Genomic DNA, 15,147 nt, shown 5'->3' with positions numbered 1-15,147 from the left:
GACAACCCGCCAACAGCGTACGAGGTGAGCCATTTATAGAACGTCTGGTTTATTCCGTAAAAGAACGTTAAACCATATTTTTAGATCCTAAAAGAATATGTGTATTGTTCTGCTCTGCGTGTGTGGGGCAAAAGGTCTTCATATGCGGTTGCAAAAGCGCTCGTCAGGCTGTCGAAACTTTTACTCGGCCTGCCCGGTCACCTGTTGACGATCATCAGGAGTCAGACCATGGCAAGGGCAATCTGGAAAGGCGCGATCAGCTTCGGGCTGGTACACATCCCCGTGGCACTGGTTTCCGCGACCACGTCAAACAGCGTTGACTTTGACTGGCTCGACAAGCGCAGCATGGAGCCGGTCGGCTACAAACGGATCAACAAGGTCACGGGTAAGGAAGTCACCAAGGAAAATATCGTCAAGGGCGTGCTGTACGAGAAGGACCGTTACGTGGTGCTCAGCGAGCAGGAAATTCGTTCCTCGCACCCCAAGTCGACCCAGACCATCGATATCTTCGCTTTTGTCGACAGCCAGCAGATTCCGTTACAAAACATCGACACGCCCTATTTTCTGACCCCTGACAAGCGCGGCGAGAAGGTCTACGCGCTGTTACGCGAAACCCTGATCGATACCAAAAAAGTCGCACTGGCCAACGTCGTGCTGCACACCCGCGAGCACCTGGCAGCGGTGGTGCCGCTGGAGTCGGCACTGGTCATGGTTATCCTGCGCTGGCCCGCCGATGTGCGTGAGCTTGACGCACTGGAACTGGGCGAGGCGGTGACTGACGCGCAGTTGAACAAGAGTGAACGCGACATGGCCAAGCGACTGGTCAAGGACATGAGTGCCGACTGGGAACCTGAAAAGTACCGTGACACGTTCCAGGACAAGATCATGAAACTGGTTGAGACCAAGGCCAGTGAAGGCAAGATCGAGGATGTCGAGACTGATCCGGCCGAAGAAGAGCGCAAGAGTGCTGACGTGATCGACCTTACCGACCTGCTGCGTCGCAGCCTGGCGGGCAAGGGCGGGGCAGGCAAGGCCAGAACAGGCAAGCCTTCGACGAAAGCCGCTGACAAGCCTGCTGCCAAGGATGAACCCAGACCCGAGCGGCCCGCTGCGCGCAAAAAGACCAGCAAAGCCTCTTGAGTCAAAAGCCTCTTGATCCATAGGGAGAACACCGGCCATGGCCAAGCCAGCCAGTGAGTACACGCGCAAGCGCAATTTTGACGTTACCTCTGAACCCGCCGAGAGCCAGCGCAAAGGCAAGACGAAGCCCGGCGCGCTGAGTTTCGTGGTTCAAAAACATGACGCGCGCAACCTGCACTATGACTTTCGACTGGAGCTGGATGGCACGCTCAAAAGCTGGGCAGTGCCTAAAGGTCCGAGTCTGGATCCGAAGCAAAAACGTCTGGCTGTGCATGTCGAAGATCACCCGCTGGATTACGCAGGTTTCGAGGGCAGCATTCCAAAAGGTCAATATGGCGGAGGTGACGTCATCGTCTGGGACAGGGGCATCTGGCAGCCTCATGGCGATCCGCAAAAGACCTATTCGGAAGGCAAACTCAAATTCACGCTGGTCGGTGAAAAGCTCACTGGCGAATGGGCCTTGGTGCGCACTCGCCTCAAGGGCAGCGGCAGCAAGGAGCAATGGCTGCTGATCAAGGAAAAGGACGCGATCGCCCGCCCTGCTGACGAGTACGACATTACACAGGAGCAACCGCAAAGCGTGATCAGCGGCGCGCATGTCGGAGCAGGTCGTTCAACGCCTGACCCTGCGAAAGGTAAAGCCAAGGCTGCTGCACCGAAGGCCGCAACGAAGAAGAAACCAGTCAAATCGAAAACGGTTTTCCCGGACGCGCTTTCTCCTCAGCTTGCGACATTGGTGGACGCCCCGCCTGCAGGTGAATGGCTGTACGAGATCAAGTTCGACGGCTACCGCATGTTGACGCGAATCCAGAAGGGTGAAGTGTGTTTGTTCACCCGTAACGGCAACGACTGGACCGAGCGTCTGCCAGAACTGGTCAAGGCGCTCGGTGCCTTAAAGTTGCAGGACAGCTGGTTCGATGGTGAGGCTGTGGTTCTGGACGAGCAAGGGCTGCCTGACTTTCAAGGCCTGCAGAATGCCTTCGACGAAGGGCACAGTAAAAAGATCCTGTATTACCTTTTCGACATGCCGTTTCTGAGTGGCGAAGACTTGCGCGAGTTGCCGCTGGAGCAGCGTCGTGATGCGCTGAAACAAGTGCTCGATAGCCAGCGCAGCCGCTTGTTGCGTTACTCGGATGACTTTCAGGCCGGGCATCAGGACATTGTGGCCAGCGCCGCCGCGATGGGGCTTGAGGGCGTGATTGGCAAGCGTGCCGGCAGTGCGTATGTCGGCAAGCGCAATGCCGACTGGATCAAGCTCAAGTGCCGCTTGCGTCAGGAGTTCGTGATCGTTGGCTATACCGCGCCCCAGGGCAGTCGCTCGGCGTTCGGCGCTTTGCTGCTGGCAGTCAACGACGATAAACAGGGTCTGGTATACGCCGGGCGTGTAGGCACCGGTTTCACTGAGCAAACCCTGAAGCAGTTGCAAAAAAAGCTGCAACCGCTGCAGCGCGAAGGTTCGCCACTGGGCAGCAAGCTGAGCTCGGCGCAGGCGCGCGGGGTGCAATGGGTGGAGCCGCAGCAGGTCTGTGAAGTTGAATTCGCTCAGTGGACGCGTGAGGGTATATTGCGTCAGGCCGCTTTTATCGGTTTGCGCAGTGACAAGCCAGCCAGCGACGTGGTGCGCGAAGAGGCGCAGCCGGCGAAGGTCGCCGATCACACCAAGGCTGCATCCACTGCGCCACGCACCGGAAAAAAAACTGCCAAGGGCAGGGTGGACGTGGCGGGCACGGGTATCAGCCATCCGGATCGTGTTATCGACAGCAAGACCGGCACGAAGAAGGTTGAGCTTGCGCAGTTTTACCAGTCCATTGCCGAGTGGATTCTGCCGCACCTGAACAAGCGTCCGGTGGCCCTGTTGCGTTGTCCGGAAGGCATCGACGGCGAGCAGTTTTTTCAAAAACACGCCGAACACCTGGCCATCCCGCACATCCGGCAACTGGATCGCACCCTCGACCCCGGCCACGCTGCCCTGATGGAAATCGATTCGCCCGAGGCGCTGGTCGGTGCAGTGCAAATGGGCACCATCGAGCTGCACACGTGGGCCGCGACACGCGACAGGATCGAGACCCCCGATCATTTCGTGCTGGACCTTGACCCTGACCCTGACCCTGACCCTGCGTTGCCTTGGCGCAGCATGATCGAAGCCACGCAGATGGTTCTGGCGGTGCTGGAAGAGCTCGGGCTCGAGGCCTTCCTCAAGACCAGCGGTGGCAAAGGCATGCACATCATCGTGCCATTGGCACGCCAGGCTGACTGGGGCACTGTCAAAGCGTTCTCAAAAGCTATCGCCGAGTTTGTCAGCCGCCAGTTGCCCGAGCGCTTTACTGCCACGATGGGGCCGAAGAACCGGGTCGGGAAAATCTTCATCGATTACCTGCGCAACACTCGCGGCGGCAGCACGGTCACCGCCTATTCGGTACGCGCCCGGCCAGGCTTGCCGGTTTCGGTGCCGATTGCGCTGGATGAGCTGGCCGGGCTGACGTCGTCTGCGCAGTGGGACATCAACAATCTTGAAGCGCGTCTGAATCAGCTCAAGGACGATCCGTGGGCGGGTTACAGCAACCGCCGCAAGATCACCCAGAAGATGTGGAAACAACTGGGTGCCAAGCGGCCTTGAGGGCGATTGACGAGCAAAACTAGAGAATCCGGTACAACAAGCGCTCGACCCTGACGCGACTCACCCTGCGCAAGAATTTGCGTACGCCCTCGGGGTAATTGGCCAGCGTATCGAGTTCGTCGTATTGATTGACTCGTTGCGTATTGCGCATCAGATGGGCAATTTCGGCTTCCCGCGGATCGCTCCACTGCGCCTGCGGATCATCGATCAACAGACCGTTTTCCAGGTCCAGATTGAAGGCGCGCGGGTTCAGATTGTTGCCGGTCAGCAAGGTGTAGCGCTGATCGACCCAGATGCCCTTGAGGTGGAACGTGTTGTCCCCATGCTTCCACAAGTGCACGTTCAGACGATGCTGGGCGATTGCCTTCTGGTGTTTCTGGGCGAAGCGCCGAAGGCTGATCTCATACAGATAGGGCAGGGCCGATATCACCTTGAATGGCTCGTCGGGGTCGATGAAGAAGTCATTGGCGGTCTTGTCGCCAATGATGATGTCGACATGCACGCCACGCTTGAGTGCCCGGTTGATCTCGCGAGTCACTGCCACCGGCAGGTTGAAATACGGCGTGCAGATGGTCAACTGGATCTTGCTCGAGGCAATGAGGTCGCAGATCACCCGATTGAGCCTGTTGCGCGGGCCGACGCCCAGCAGCGGGATCACTCGCAGCTGGCCGTTTTCCTTGTCGCCCGCGGATGTATCGTAGGCAGCACGCTTCAGATCACCGCGAAAGGCGCGAATTTCACTGCGCAAGCTGCGAGAGGTCGGCGGTGACTGCAGGTCCAGACGATGCACGGCAGGGGACGGCAGGATTTCCTTCTGCACTAGTTGCTGGAAGGAGTCGGCTAGCGGCGCGCTTTCTATCAGGTGGTAGCGGTCAAGGCGGTACTTGTCGAGCTTGTGCAGGTAAACGTTGTTGATGCTTGCGCCGGAATAGATCACGCAGTCGTCGATAACGCTGCCTTTGAGGTGCAATACACCGAACAACTCACGGGTCTGCACCGGCACGCCGTAGATCGGCACCTCTTCGTCGTATTCCAGGTTCTGCGCCTGATACCAGGTCGAGTTGCCCGGCTGGCGTCCGGCACCGATCAGGCCACGCTGCGCGCGGAACCAGTCGACCAGCACTACTACATCCAGCTCTGGACGGGCTTTCTTGGCAGCATACAAGGCGTCAAGGATTTCCTGGCCGGCCTCATCCTGCTGCAGGTAAAGAGCGATTATATAGATGCGGCGAGTGGCCGAAGCGATCTTCTCCAGCAGACAGCGCCGGTAGTCGGCGGCAGAAGGAACGATGGAGATTGCATCGCTCGGCAAGGCAAAACCGTGAAGCGCTGCCAGGGTCGAGCGTCTGAAAGTGGACTGCATAGGCCTCTCGATGGGAAAACCAACAGGGTACGAGCTTACACGAGAGTCGCCTGCAGGTGGCTGTCGTCAACCTGTTTCAAGGCATTGCAGTGCGATGGGGGGCTCTGGTCGTTGTCTGCGACCCTGTAATGCCAGCGATGGAAAAGCTCCATCGAATGAAGGCCTATGGCCAGACTTGCAACTTCCTGTATGAAATAAACGATAACCATTCCCACTAACATCTGATAGCATTTCGCATTCCCTTGAGTCGGTCATTTCCAGGAAGGTTTCTTCCGATCTCGCTCATCTCGTCAGCAGGACCTTTTAATGCACACCCCATCGTTCCCGATGCGCCTTACTTTGCTCGCGTTTTGCTGTTCAGTTGGTTCTCCGGCCTGGGCAGCCTCGGCCACGGCTAGCCCACAAAGTGGCCCAATGGTGCTTGGAGAAACCGACATCAGCGCCGACAAGACTGCCCCGCATGACCTTCCGCCAGTATACGCAGGCGGTCAGGTTGCCCGTGGCGGGCAGCTTGGGGTGCTGGGCAATGCCGACCTGATGGACGTGCCGTTCACCATGTCGAGCTACACCGAGCAACTGATCGAAGACCAGCAGGCCGAGGACGTCGGGGACGTGCTGTTCAATGATGCGTCGGTGCGCCAGTCAAGCGGCTACGCCAACGCTTCGAAGATATTTGTCATTCGCGGCCTGAAACTGGCCACCGATGATATTTCCTACAACGGCCTCTATGGCGTACTGCCGCGCCAGATCATATCGACCGATGCACTGGAGCGGGTCGAGGTCTTCAAAGGGCCGAACGCTTTCATCAACGGCGTTACGCCAACCGGCTCGGGCATCGGCGGCGGCGTCAACCTGCAACCCAAGCGCGCGAAGGACACACCGACGCGCCGGTTTACCACCGACATCAGCAGCGACGGCCGGGTCGGCGAGCATCTCGACCTCGGCCAGCGCTTCGGCGAAGGCAATCAATTCGGCGCACGCCTGAACCTGTCTCAACGCGAAGGTGAAACCGGGGTCGAAGATGAAGAGCATCGCAGCAAGCTGTTCGCCCTTGGGCTTGATTATCGGGGTGACGACTTCCGCATTTCCGGCGACTTCGCGTATCAGAAACAGCGCATTAACCAGAGCCGCAACGCGGTGTTCGTCGCCAGCGGGCTGACCCGCGTACCGCATGCGCCAGACTCCGACACCAACTACGCGCCGAACTGGACCTGGACCGAAATCGAAGACACTTTCGGCATGACTCGGGCCGAGTACGACCTGAACGATGACTGGACGCTGTACGCCGCAGCTGGCGCCAAGCACACCCGTGAAAACGGTATCTACGGCTCGCCGACCATCATTGACGCAGCTGGCAACACCACAGCTTCGCCATCTTCGATACCGCACGACGAAGACAACAGGACCGCGATGGCCGGGATCAACGGCAAGCTGCAGACCGGCTCGGTCAGCCACAAGGTCAACTTCGGCCTGTCCGGTATATGGACCGAGCAGCGCGGTGCGTATCTGTTCGGCAGCACGTCCGGCAACAACCTTTACGACCCCGTTTCCCAGGAGCGCCCGGCACTCGACAGTTTCACCGCAGGCGATATGAACGATCCCGGTATCACGGGCAAGAGCCGGATGCGCAGCGTAGCGTTCTCCGACACGCTGGGCTTTTTCGACGATCGCCTGCTGCTGACGGCAGGCTTGCGTCGCCAGCAACTGCGGGTTCAGGGCTATGACTACAACAGTGGCTCGCGCAATGCTCTGTATGACCAGGCAATCACCACGCCAGTCTACGGCGTGGTGTTCAAGCCCTGGCAGTACGTGTCGTTCTACGCCAACCGCATCGAAGGTCTTGCTCAGGGGCCGACTGCGCCGAGCACTGTGACGATCAACCCCGGCCAGGTTTTCGCACCTGCACGTTCCAAGCAGATAGAGGCAGGTGTGAAACTGGATATGGGCACGTTTGGCGCTAGCCTGGGCGTGTATCGCATCGAGCAACCGACTGACGGGTATCAGATTCAGGACGGTCTCGGCACGCGCTATGTCCGCGACGGTGACCAGCGTAACCGCGGCGTCGAAATGAACGTCTTCGGCGAGCCGGTCGTCGGCTTGCGTTTGCTGGCTGGCCTGACCCTGATGGACACCGAGGTGAGTGGTACTTCAGGTGGCAGCGATGACGGAAACAGTGCGATCGGCGTGCCGACCTTCCAGTTTAATGCTGGCGCCGACTGGGACGTGCCGGGTATCGAGGGCGCGGCCATCAGTGCGCGCATGCTGCGCACCGGTGGGCAGTATGTAGATGCGGCAAACACCCTGAGCATTCCGACCTGGAACCGCTTCGATCTGGGCGCACGCTACACCTTCAACGTCGCACAGAAGGACGTCACCCTGCGTGCCAACGTCGAAAACCTGATGGACAAGGATTACTGGGCGTCGGCCAACGGCGGCTATCTGACTCAGGGTGAACCACGCACCTTGAAACTCTCGGGTACTATCGATTTCTGATGACTGACTGAACGGCCGCATCGTCGGATGCGGCCTGCCTTCGGTCAATAGCCGTTGCGCTTCAGAATCGCATCAATGCTTTCTTTCGCTGGCCGCCCGTAGAACTTCAACAGTTCGGCGGTGCGGTTAGTGAAAAAGCCGTCTGCGCCATCGTTGCGGATCCGCTTGAAGTCCTCTGCATCGTCCACCGTGTAAGGGTGAATGACCATGCCTTTCTCGTGGGTCAGGTTGTTCATCCAGGGTTTGACCAAGTCCATGTAGCTCTGGTCACCACCCTTGGCCAACTGCGACGAAGGGCCTGTGCCGATGGCACCGTGGGCTTTGGCCCAGTCAATCCAGTTTTCGAATTCCTGCGGCGATTTGACTTCCTGTGCCGCGTAATAGCTGGCCTTGTCCTTGAACCCCGAGTCCTTGAAGGCAACGTTGGATTTCGGTTCTATCGAGCCTTCGCCAATCCACAGCAACAGTACCTTGGGGATGTTCGGCATTTCTTTTTGCAGCAGTTCCAGGCTCTGTTTCTCGAACGTCTGCAGGACCACACGGCCCGGCATATGCGCGACGTTGACCTGGCCGGCGGCGGCAGCAGGTCGCTCGCTCAGCCAGCCACGCTTGGTCAGGACCTTTTTCAGGTCGGCTTCGACACCGGGAAATTTGTTCGGCACCTTGGTCTCGATATACAGCCCTGGCTTGTTGGCGCCGCCCTCGGCGATATCGATCACTTCGTCCAGCGTGAGGATTTGCAACCCGGCGTAACTTGAGCGAGCGCGGTCAGGGTAAGCCTTGTTGAACCATGAACCTGCGTCCAGTTGCTTGAGTTCCGCCAGCGTGAAGGTGCTGACCGGGTCCTTGACCCGCGTCGGGAACACTTCGGCAACGTTGGTGGTGCGTTCCAGCACGTCATCGTGCAGGGCGATCAGCACGCCATCCTTGGTGCGCTGGATGTCCATCTCCAGGTAGTCCGCGCCCAGGTCGCGGGCCAGGGTATAGGCCGGAATGGTTTCTTCGGGTGCGTCGAACGAGGCACCGCGATGGGCGATCGCTGCGGGCCAGGGCAGGCCGTATTTTTCGCTCAACACTTTGCCCGGAGTATCCGCCGCCGCTGCCATCCCGGATGACAACATCAGGCTCGACATGACAGCCGCAGCCAGGAGTGTACGTGTTGACAGCGTGATGGAAAATCCTTGCATGGGCGTATGGTTCCTAGTCTGGAGAGGGCGTCCGAGTGCGTCAGTCGATGGTGCCGCTGGCACGTCGCTGCGAGCAACGATAGCGCACAATCGGATTGCCGAGGTCGGTTGTCACTCAGTCTGTCCGGCAAATGCGTCCGCTTCATGAACGTGTGGCCTTATCGCGAACGCTTTTTCAAACGAACCTCATTGACGCTGCACAAATGCGTCGAGTCGCGTTACTGTCAGCGTTTTACAGATCGAGCGAGAGCGTACATGACAACGGTATTGGTGCTGGTCGAGAACCTGGACACGTATTTGCCGATTCTGGAAAACAGTGGCTTTCAGCTGATTCGTGCTCCTACGCCAGAGAAGCGTGCCGAGGCGATAGCCACCCATGGTCAAGCGATCAGCGCTGTTGTGACACGCGGGCCATTGGGTTTCTTTGCCGAGGAAATGGATGCGTTGCCACACCTGCGCATTATTTGCGTGAGCGGGGCAGGTTACGAGAAGGTCGACCTGCCTGCCGCCAAAGAGCGCGGTATTACCGTCACCAACGGCGCCGGCGTCAACGCTGACACGGTGGCCGATCATGCGTTGGCACTGCTGTTGTCGCTGGTACGCGATATTCCTCAGGCGGACGCCTCCGTAAGGCGCAGCGAGTGGCGCAAGGCCGTGCGACCATCAATGGCAGGCAAGCGCCTGGGCATCATCGGGCTCGGGGCCGTGGGGCTGGCCATCGCCAAACGTGCGGCGGCTTTCGACATCGTCATCGGCTACCACAACCGCAAGCCGCGCAACGAATGCCCTTACACCTGGCATGCTACTGCGCAGGCGCTGGCTGCCGAGTCGGATTTTCTGGTGGTTGCCACGCCCGGTGGCAACAGCACCCTGCATCTGGTCGATGCTCAGGTGCTGGAAGCGCTGGGCGCCGAAGGTTTTCTGGTGAACATTGCCCGGGCCAGCGTTGTAGATACTCACGCGCTGGTCAATGCGCTTCAGACCGAGCAGATCGCCGGGGCTGCGCTGGATGTTTTCGACGATGAGCCCAACGTGCCGGATGTCTTCAAAACGCTGAACAACGTCGTGCTGACGCCTCATGTGGGAGGTTTGTCGCCCGAGGCGTCGAGAGACAGCGTGCAAAAGGTCAACGATAACCTGTTGGCGTTCTTTTCCGGGCAGCCGGTGCTCACGCCGGTCAGCGAATGAGACCTTGCAGCGCTGCATGCAGTGTCTTGCCGAGCCGCCCATTCTGATTGCACTTTTGCCTGTTTATAGTCCGTTCCGATTGCATATAAATGGACAGGGAGCAGGGCATGGGCGTTGCGGCTAAAGCGGTCAGAAGCATGCATATCGGGCTGGTGGGGGATTTTATCGCCGAGGTGCCAGCGCATCGGGCGATCCCTCTGGCTTTGCAGATGGCAGCCGATGTATTGCAGGTTCAGGTTGATATTGAGTGGCTGCCGACGCCACAGATCGGCGACGGTTCGGGTCTTGGCCGGTTCGACGGTTTGTGGTGCGTGCCCGGCAGCCCGTATCTGCAGATGCAGGGTGCGCTGACTGCCATTCGCTTTGCCCGGGAGAGGCGGGTGCCGTTCCTGGGGTCCTGCGGCGGTTTTCAGCATGCATTGGTCGAGTACGCAAGAAATGGCCTGGGCTGGGCAGACGCCGAGCATGGCGAAACCTCGCCTGGTGCCGCAAACGTCATCATCGAGCCGCTCGACTGCTCGCTGGTCGATGCGCTGGCACCGATTCATCTGCAACCCGACACGCTGATTGCTCAGGCTTACCGCACGCTCGATATCGAAGAGCGCTATCACTGTCGCTACGGTCTGCGTCGCGAGTTGGAATCGTCGCTGTTCGGCGCTGCCCTCAAGGTCAGCGGGCGAGGGCCGGAGGGCGATGTGCGCTGCATGGAATTGCAAGGCCACCCATTCTTTGTGGCCACGCTGTTCCAGCCGGAGCGGGCTGCGTTGTCGGGCAGGAATGCACCTCTGGTCGATGCATTTCTTCGCGCCTGCCTCACGGCTGCACAGAGCAATGAATCGTGATTGCGGCACGGTTCCCCACACCATACTTTGCGGTGGTGTTCACCTCACTGCGTAAATCTGATGAGCATCAGGCATATGCGTCGGCTGCGCTACGAATGGTCGAACTGGCCAGCCGGCAGCCCGGTTTTCTTGGCGTGGAATCGGCACGCGGTGAAGACGGGCTGGGAGTGACGGTGTCCTACTGGACCGACGAAGCAGCGATTCTGGCCTGGAAACAACAGGCCGAACATACAGAGGTTCGCGAGCGGGGTCGCGCGCAGTGGTATCAGGCCTTTACCACGCGTGTCTGCAAGGTCGAGCGTGACTACTCGTTCGGTCAGCTTTGACGTCAGGGCATGACCGGTGGCGTGTACTTCAATGTCGTGCCCAACGCCCATAGCAGAAACAGTACCAGCGGCGCATGGACCAGCAACTGCACGAACGAAAAGCCGATAAGGTCCCGCGCTTTCAAGCCCAGGACACCCAACAGAGGCAGCATGTAGAACGGGTTGATCAGGTTTGGCAGGGCTTCGGCAGCGTTGTAGATCTGCACCGCCCAACCAAGGTGGTACTGAAGGTCGTTGGCCACTTGCATGACATAAGGGGCTTCGATGATCCACTTGCCGCCCCCTGACGGGATGAAGAACCCCAATATGGCCGAGTAGATGCCCATCAGGATCGCATAGGTGTCGTGAGAGGCAATGCTGGTGAAGAAAGTCGAGATGTAATGCGCAAGGGTTTGCGCATCGCTACCTTTGACGGTCGTCAGCAGAGCGGCGATCGAGCCGTACAACGGGAACTGGATCAGCACGCCGGTAGTGGTGGGTACGGCTCGCGCCACTGCATTGAGGAAGCTGCGTGGCCGCCAGTGCAACAGCGCGCCGAGCATGATGAACAGGAAGTTATAGGTGTTCAGGCCGGAGATCGCGGTGATCGCCGGTTTGCTGGAAAACTCGCTGAACAGCCAGCCTGCGCCCAGCAGGACCATCAGGATAATCAACAGCGGGCTGTATTCGAGCCACTCGCCTGGTCGGGTTCTGGCAGGTAGAGGTGGCAGATTGAACGCCGGGTCTATGCCACATGCCTTGGCGTCGCGAGCACTATTCGGGCCCGGGGCGGTGGCGTAGGCGACGATCAGCGAGACCACCACCAGTGCTGCAAGCATGACGCCGGATTGCCAGAGAAAGATGGTTTCAGTGAAGGGAATGACGCCGGTGATCGAAAGGATCGACGGCGGCAGGCTGGCAGGGTTGGCCTGCAACTGCGCGGCAGAAGATGACAGCCCCAACGCCCACACGGCGCCCAGCCCCAGGTAAGCGGCTGCACCGGCAGCGCGATAGTCCATGCGCAGGTTGGTGCGACGGGCGAGGGCGCGAACCAGCAAACCCCCGAATACCAGTGACAGCCCCCAGTTGAGCAGCGAGGCCAGCATGGAAATCAGCGCCACCCATGCCACCGCAGAGCGGCCGTTGCCGGGTACTCGTGCCAGACGGTCTATCAGACGCACGGCGGGCGGCGAGCTGGCGACCACATAACCGCCGATAACCACGAAAGCCATTTGCATGGTGAACGGAATCAAGCTCCAGAACCCGTCTCCGAATGCCTTCGCGGCCTCTGACGGTCTTGCCCCGATGGCGAGCGTCGCCAGCGTGACGATGACCACCGCCAGTGCGGCGAATACCCATGAGTCGGGAAACCAGCGTTCAGCCCAGGCGGCGCATCGCAGGGCAAATCGGGCGGAACGGCTTTCTTCGATGTTGGCGGCCATCAGAGGCACCTCTTTTTGTAATTATTATCAGGAAATATCTAAACACCCGAAGTGGACGCAGAGCGTCCAGAACGGCGCTCCCACGCCGGAGCGTGGGAGCGATAGTGTCTCTCGGCCACCCTTAAAAGCTCATCTCGATCACGTCATCCGGCACGATCAATTTGCCTGCGGTTCTGGCAATGATTTCTTCCACGCTGACCCCGGGGGCGCGTTCGCGCAGGATAAAGGCGCCATTTTCTATTTCCAGATACGCCAGGTCGGTCAGCACCTTGCGTATGCAGCCCGCGCCGGTCAGCGGCAAGTTGCAGCGCGGCAGCAGTTTGGATTCGCCGTCCTTTGAAGCATGGGTCATGGTCACGATGATGTTGTCGGCTCCCGCCACCAGGTCCATCGCGCCGCCCATGCCCTTGATCAGCTTGCCGGGGATCATCCACGAGGCGATATTGCCCTCGACGTCCACTTCGAAGGCGCCCAGCACGGTCAGGTCAACATGCCCGCCACGGATCATGGCAAAGGATTCGGCCGAAGAGAAAATCGATGCACCGATACGTGCGGTTACGGTCTGCTTGCCAGCGTTGATCATGTCGGCGTCGATGGTTTCCTCAGTCGGAAATGCGCCCATGCCCAGCAGACCGTTCTCTGATTGCAGCATGACGTCGATGTCGTCCGGCACGTAGTTGGCAACCAGCGTTGGAATGCCGATGCCGAGGTTCACGTAATAGCCGTCCTTGAGTTCGCGGGCGACGCGTTGCGCCATTTGTTCGCGGGAAAGTGCCATGGTCTGAAATCTCTTTGTTGTATGTCGAAGAAGCCGCGCAATCAGGATTTTCTGACGGTGCGCTGCTCGATACGTTTCTCGAATGTGCCCTGTATGATGCGGTCGACGTAGATCCCCGGGGTGTGGATCTGAGTCGGCAGCAGTACACCAGGCTCGACAATTTCTTCGACTTCGACCACCGTGATCCGGCCTGCCGTGGCCACCACCGGATTGAAGTTCTGCGCGGTATGACGATAGATCACGTTACCGAAGTGGTCGGCTTTCCAGCCTTTGACCAATGCGAAATCGCCCGTGATGGCTTCTTCCAGAATCACGTTGCGACCATTGAACTGACGGGTTTCCTTGCCTTCTGCCACCGGTGTCCCGTACCCAGTCGCGGTGTAGAACGCAGGAATACCGGCGCCCCCTGCACGCATTTTTTCAGCAAGCGTGCCTTGTGGGGTCAGCTCCACTTCCAGCTCGCCGCTGAGCAGCTGCCGTTCAAACAAGGCGTTCTCGCCCACGTAAGAGGAAATCATCTTTCGGATCTGCCGGTCTTCCAGCAGGATGCCGAGCCCGAAGCCGTCGACACCGCAGTTGTTGGAAACAACCGTAAGGCCCTTGATGCCCATGCGTTTGATCTGTGCGATCAGGTTTTCCGGGATACCGCACAGGCCGAAGCCTCCACAGAGTACCGTCATGTTATCGGTCAGCCCGGCAAGGGCTTCTTCGTAGGTTGCTACCCGTTTATCGAGTCCAGCCATGATTGATCCGCCTTTTATAGTTGTTGACCATCAGTCGCGCTGTTTGAAGATCTAATGGCTTGCATCTTCACCCTGTAGCACTGATTTGTTAATTTTGTTTTTATGATCAATTGATAAGAAAAATAAATATATGAACGTCAAACAACTCCGGGCTTTCGTTGCGGTGGCGCAGTACCTCAGTTTTGCTCAGGCCGGTGAGCGGCTGAATGTCTCGCAGCCAGCGCTGAGTCTGACCATCAAGGGGCTGGAGGAGGATCTTGGCGGGCAATTGTTGACGCGCACCACGCGCAGTGTCGGTTTGACGCCTGAAGGCGAAACCCTGCTGCCACTGGCTCGCCAGCTATTGGCAGACTGGGACAACACCGAAGAGCTGCTGCGCCAACGGTTTACGCTGCAAATGGGGCGGGTTTCGATTGCCGCCATGCCATCGTTCGCGGGCAATATGCTGCCTGGAGCGCTGAAGGTGTTCCGCGGTCGCTACCCGAGGGTCAATGTCGCGGTGCATGACGTGATCAACGAGCAAGTGTTGGAAATGGTCCGCCATCGCCGCGTTGAACTGGGTATCGGTTTCGAACCGGAATCGAGCAGCGCCTTGTTGTTCACGCCATTTTATGTAGATCGCTTCGTGGCGGTGGTCGCCAGCGACTCGTTGCTGGCCGAGCGCGCCGAGGTGTCCTGGGCCGAACTGCTGCGTGAAGATTTCATTGCGCTGCAACGGCCCTCCGCCGTGCGCTTGTTGCTGGAGCAGGCCATAGAACCTGGGCACGGCAAACTTTCGGTGGCGTTCGAAAGCCATCAGTTGTCCACTATCGGTCGGATGGTGGCCAACGGCTTGGGCGTCAGTGCGGTGCCATCGCTGTGTATCGGGCAGATGCAGGAACTGGGCGCGCGCTGCATTGCGCTGGTCGAACCGCGAATCGAGCGGCGTATCGGGCTGCTGATGCTGGCCGACCACAAGCTGTCAGCCGCTGCGCAAGCCTTGCGCGAGGTGCTGATCGAGAATGCTCGGAAAAGTCGATAGACACTATCACGGCGGTTGATTTTTGCTG

Annotated in this window: 12 protein-coding genes; 7 read left to right on the top strand and 5 right to left on the bottom strand. The window is 59.0% G+C overall.

Features of this window, described 5'->3' with window-relative positions; translation table 11 throughout:
- Positions 1-228: 228 nt before the first annotated feature.
- Together ku and ligD are read left to right on the top strand one after the other, a co-directional pair.
- On the top strand, positions 229-1,140 hold the full coding sequence (gene ku, locus POR16_RS14785) for a non-homologous end joining protein Ku (protein WP_005890544.1): 912 nt from the start codon (positions 229-231) through the stop codon (positions 1,138-1,140).
- A gap of 37 nt (positions 1,141-1,177) precedes the next feature.
- The gene (gene ligD, locus POR16_RS14780) at positions 1,178-3,757 is read left to right on the top strand and encodes a DNA ligase D (RefSeq protein ID WP_154897060.1); all 2,580 of its coding nucleotides are present in this window, start codon (positions 1,178-1,180) and stop codon (positions 3,755-3,757) included.
- Between the two features lie 19 nt (positions 3,758-3,776).
- Here the strand turns inward: ligD and pssA are convergent, their stop codons facing one another.
- Complete coding sequence (gene pssA, locus POR16_RS14775; protein ID WP_005890550.1) at positions 3,777-5,120, bottom strand: CDP-diacylglycerol--serine O-phosphatidyltransferase; 1,344 nt, start codon at positions 5,118-5,120, stop codon at positions 3,777-3,779.
- Positions 5,121-5,426: 306 nt separating this feature from the next.
- Here pssA and POR16_RS14770 point away from each other — a divergent pair, with 306 nt between their 5' ends.
- Positions 5,427-7,613 carry a TonB-dependent receptor gene (locus POR16_RS14770; RefSeq protein ID WP_122381254.1) on the top strand — a complete coding sequence of 729 codons (2,187 nt, stop codon included), beginning with the start codon at positions 5,427-5,429 and terminating at the stop codon, positions 7,611-7,613.
- A 44-nt stretch (positions 7,614-7,657) separates the two neighbouring features.
- Here the strand turns inward: POR16_RS14770 and POR16_RS14765 are convergent, their stop codons facing one another.
- On the bottom strand, positions 7,658-8,800 hold the full coding sequence (locus POR16_RS14765) for a glycerophosphodiester phosphodiesterase (protein WP_005890558.1): 1,143 nt from the start codon (positions 8,798-8,800) through the stop codon (positions 7,658-7,660).
- 255 nt (positions 8,801-9,055) lie between these two features.
- Here POR16_RS14765 and POR16_RS14760 point away from each other — a divergent pair, with 255 nt between their 5' ends.
- The 3 genes from POR16_RS14760 (at position 9,056) to POR16_RS14750 (ending at position 11,156) form a co-directional block, all read left to right on the top strand.
- Complete coding sequence (locus POR16_RS14760) at positions 9,056-9,988, top strand: 2-hydroxyacid dehydrogenase (protein WP_024670993.1); 933 nt, start codon at positions 9,056-9,058, stop codon at positions 9,986-9,988.
- A gap of 107 nt (positions 9,989-10,095) precedes the next feature.
- Positions 10,096-10,830, top strand: a complete 735-nt coding sequence (locus POR16_RS14755) for a CTP synthase C-terminal region-related (seleno)protein (RefSeq protein ID WP_005890562.1) — start codon at positions 10,096-10,098, stop codon at positions 10,828-10,830.
- Positions 10,827-11,156 (top strand): antibiotic biosynthesis monooxygenase family protein, encoded by a 330-nt coding sequence (locus POR16_RS14750; RefSeq protein WP_024670991.1) that lies wholly within the window; start codon positions 10,827-10,829, stop codon positions 11,154-11,156. Before POR16_RS14755 ends, POR16_RS14750 begins: the two co-directional genes overlap by 4 nt.
- A 2-nt stretch (positions 11,157-11,158) precedes the next feature.
- Here the strand turns inward: POR16_RS14750 and POR16_RS14745 are convergent, their stop codons facing one another.
- From POR16_RS14745 to POR16_RS14735, 3 genes are all read right to left on the bottom strand, one after another.
- Positions 11,159-12,577 carry a short-chain fatty acid transporter gene (locus tag POR16_RS14745; protein WP_053932425.1) on the bottom strand — a complete coding sequence of 473 codons (1,419 nt, stop codon included), beginning with the start codon at positions 12,575-12,577 and terminating at the stop codon, positions 11,159-11,161.
- Between the two features lie 121 nt (positions 12,578-12,698).
- Positions 12,699-13,355 (bottom strand): CoA transferase subunit B, encoded by a 657-nt coding sequence (locus POR16_RS14740; RefSeq protein ID WP_005890568.1) that lies wholly within the window; start codon positions 13,353-13,355, stop codon positions 12,699-12,701.
- A gap of 41 nt (positions 13,356-13,396) precedes the next feature.
- Entirely contained in the window at positions 13,397-14,098 is a 702-nt protein-coding gene (locus tag POR16_RS14735; RefSeq protein ID WP_005890569.1) for a CoA transferase subunit A, read from the bottom strand.
- Positions 14,099-14,228: 130 nt separating this feature from the next.
- Here POR16_RS14735 and POR16_RS14730 point away from each other — a divergent pair, with 130 nt between their 5' ends.
- Positions 14,229-15,119 carry a LysR family transcriptional regulator gene (locus tag POR16_RS14730; RefSeq protein ID WP_005890570.1) on the top strand — a complete coding sequence of 297 codons (891 nt, stop codon included), beginning with the start codon at positions 14,229-14,231 and terminating at the stop codon, positions 15,117-15,119.
- The last annotated feature ends 28 nt before the right edge of the window (positions 15,120-15,147 follow it).

Source organism: Pseudomonas coronafaciens pv. oryzae str. 1_6 (genome assembly GCF_000156995.2).
GTDB lineage: Bacteria > Pseudomonadota > Gammaproteobacteria > Pseudomonadales > Pseudomonadaceae > Aquipseudomonas > Aquipseudomonas tremae.
Note: the sequence above shows the minus strand (reverse complement) of the source record. Positions and strands in the feature narration are given on the sequence as shown.

Coding starts and splice junctions, on each gene's coding strand:
- ku (WP_005890544.1), top strand. CDS start 229: ATGGCAAGGGCAATCTGGAAAGGCGCGATCAGCTTCGGGCTGGTACAC.
- ligD (WP_154897060.1), top strand. CDS start 1,178: ATGGCCAAGCCAGCCAGTGAGTACACGCGCAAGCGCAATTTTGACGTT.
- pssA (WP_005890550.1), bottom strand. CDS start 5,120: ATGCAGTCCACTTTCAGACGCTCGACCCTGGCAGCGCTTCACGGTTTT.
- POR16_RS14770 (WP_122381254.1), top strand. CDS start 5,427: ATGCACACCCCATCGTTCCCGATGCGCCTTACTTTGCTCGCGTTTTGC.
- POR16_RS14765 (WP_005890558.1), bottom strand. CDS start 8,800: ATGCAAGGATTTTCCATCACGCTGTCAACACGTACACTCCTGGCTGCG.
- POR16_RS14760 (WP_024670993.1), top strand. CDS start 9,056: ATGACAACGGTATTGGTGCTGGTCGAGAACCTGGACACGTATTTGCCG.
- POR16_RS14755 (WP_005890562.1), top strand. CDS start 10,096: ATGGGCGTTGCGGCTAAAGCGGTCAGAAGCATGCATATCGGGCTGGTG.
- POR16_RS14745 (WP_053932425.1), bottom strand. CDS start 12,577: ATGGCCGCCAACATCGAAGAAAGCCGTTCCGCCCGATTTGCCCTGCGA.
- POR16_RS14740 (WP_005890568.1), bottom strand. CDS start 13,355: ATGGCACTTTCCCGCGAACAAATGGCGCAACGCGTCGCCCGCGAACTC.
- POR16_RS14735 (WP_005890569.1), bottom strand. CDS start 14,098: ATGGCTGGACTCGATAAACGGGTAGCAACCTACGAAGAAGCCCTTGCC.
- POR16_RS14730 (WP_005890570.1), top strand. CDS start 14,229: ATGAACGTCAAACAACTCCGGGCTTTCGTTGCGGTGGCGCAGTACCTC.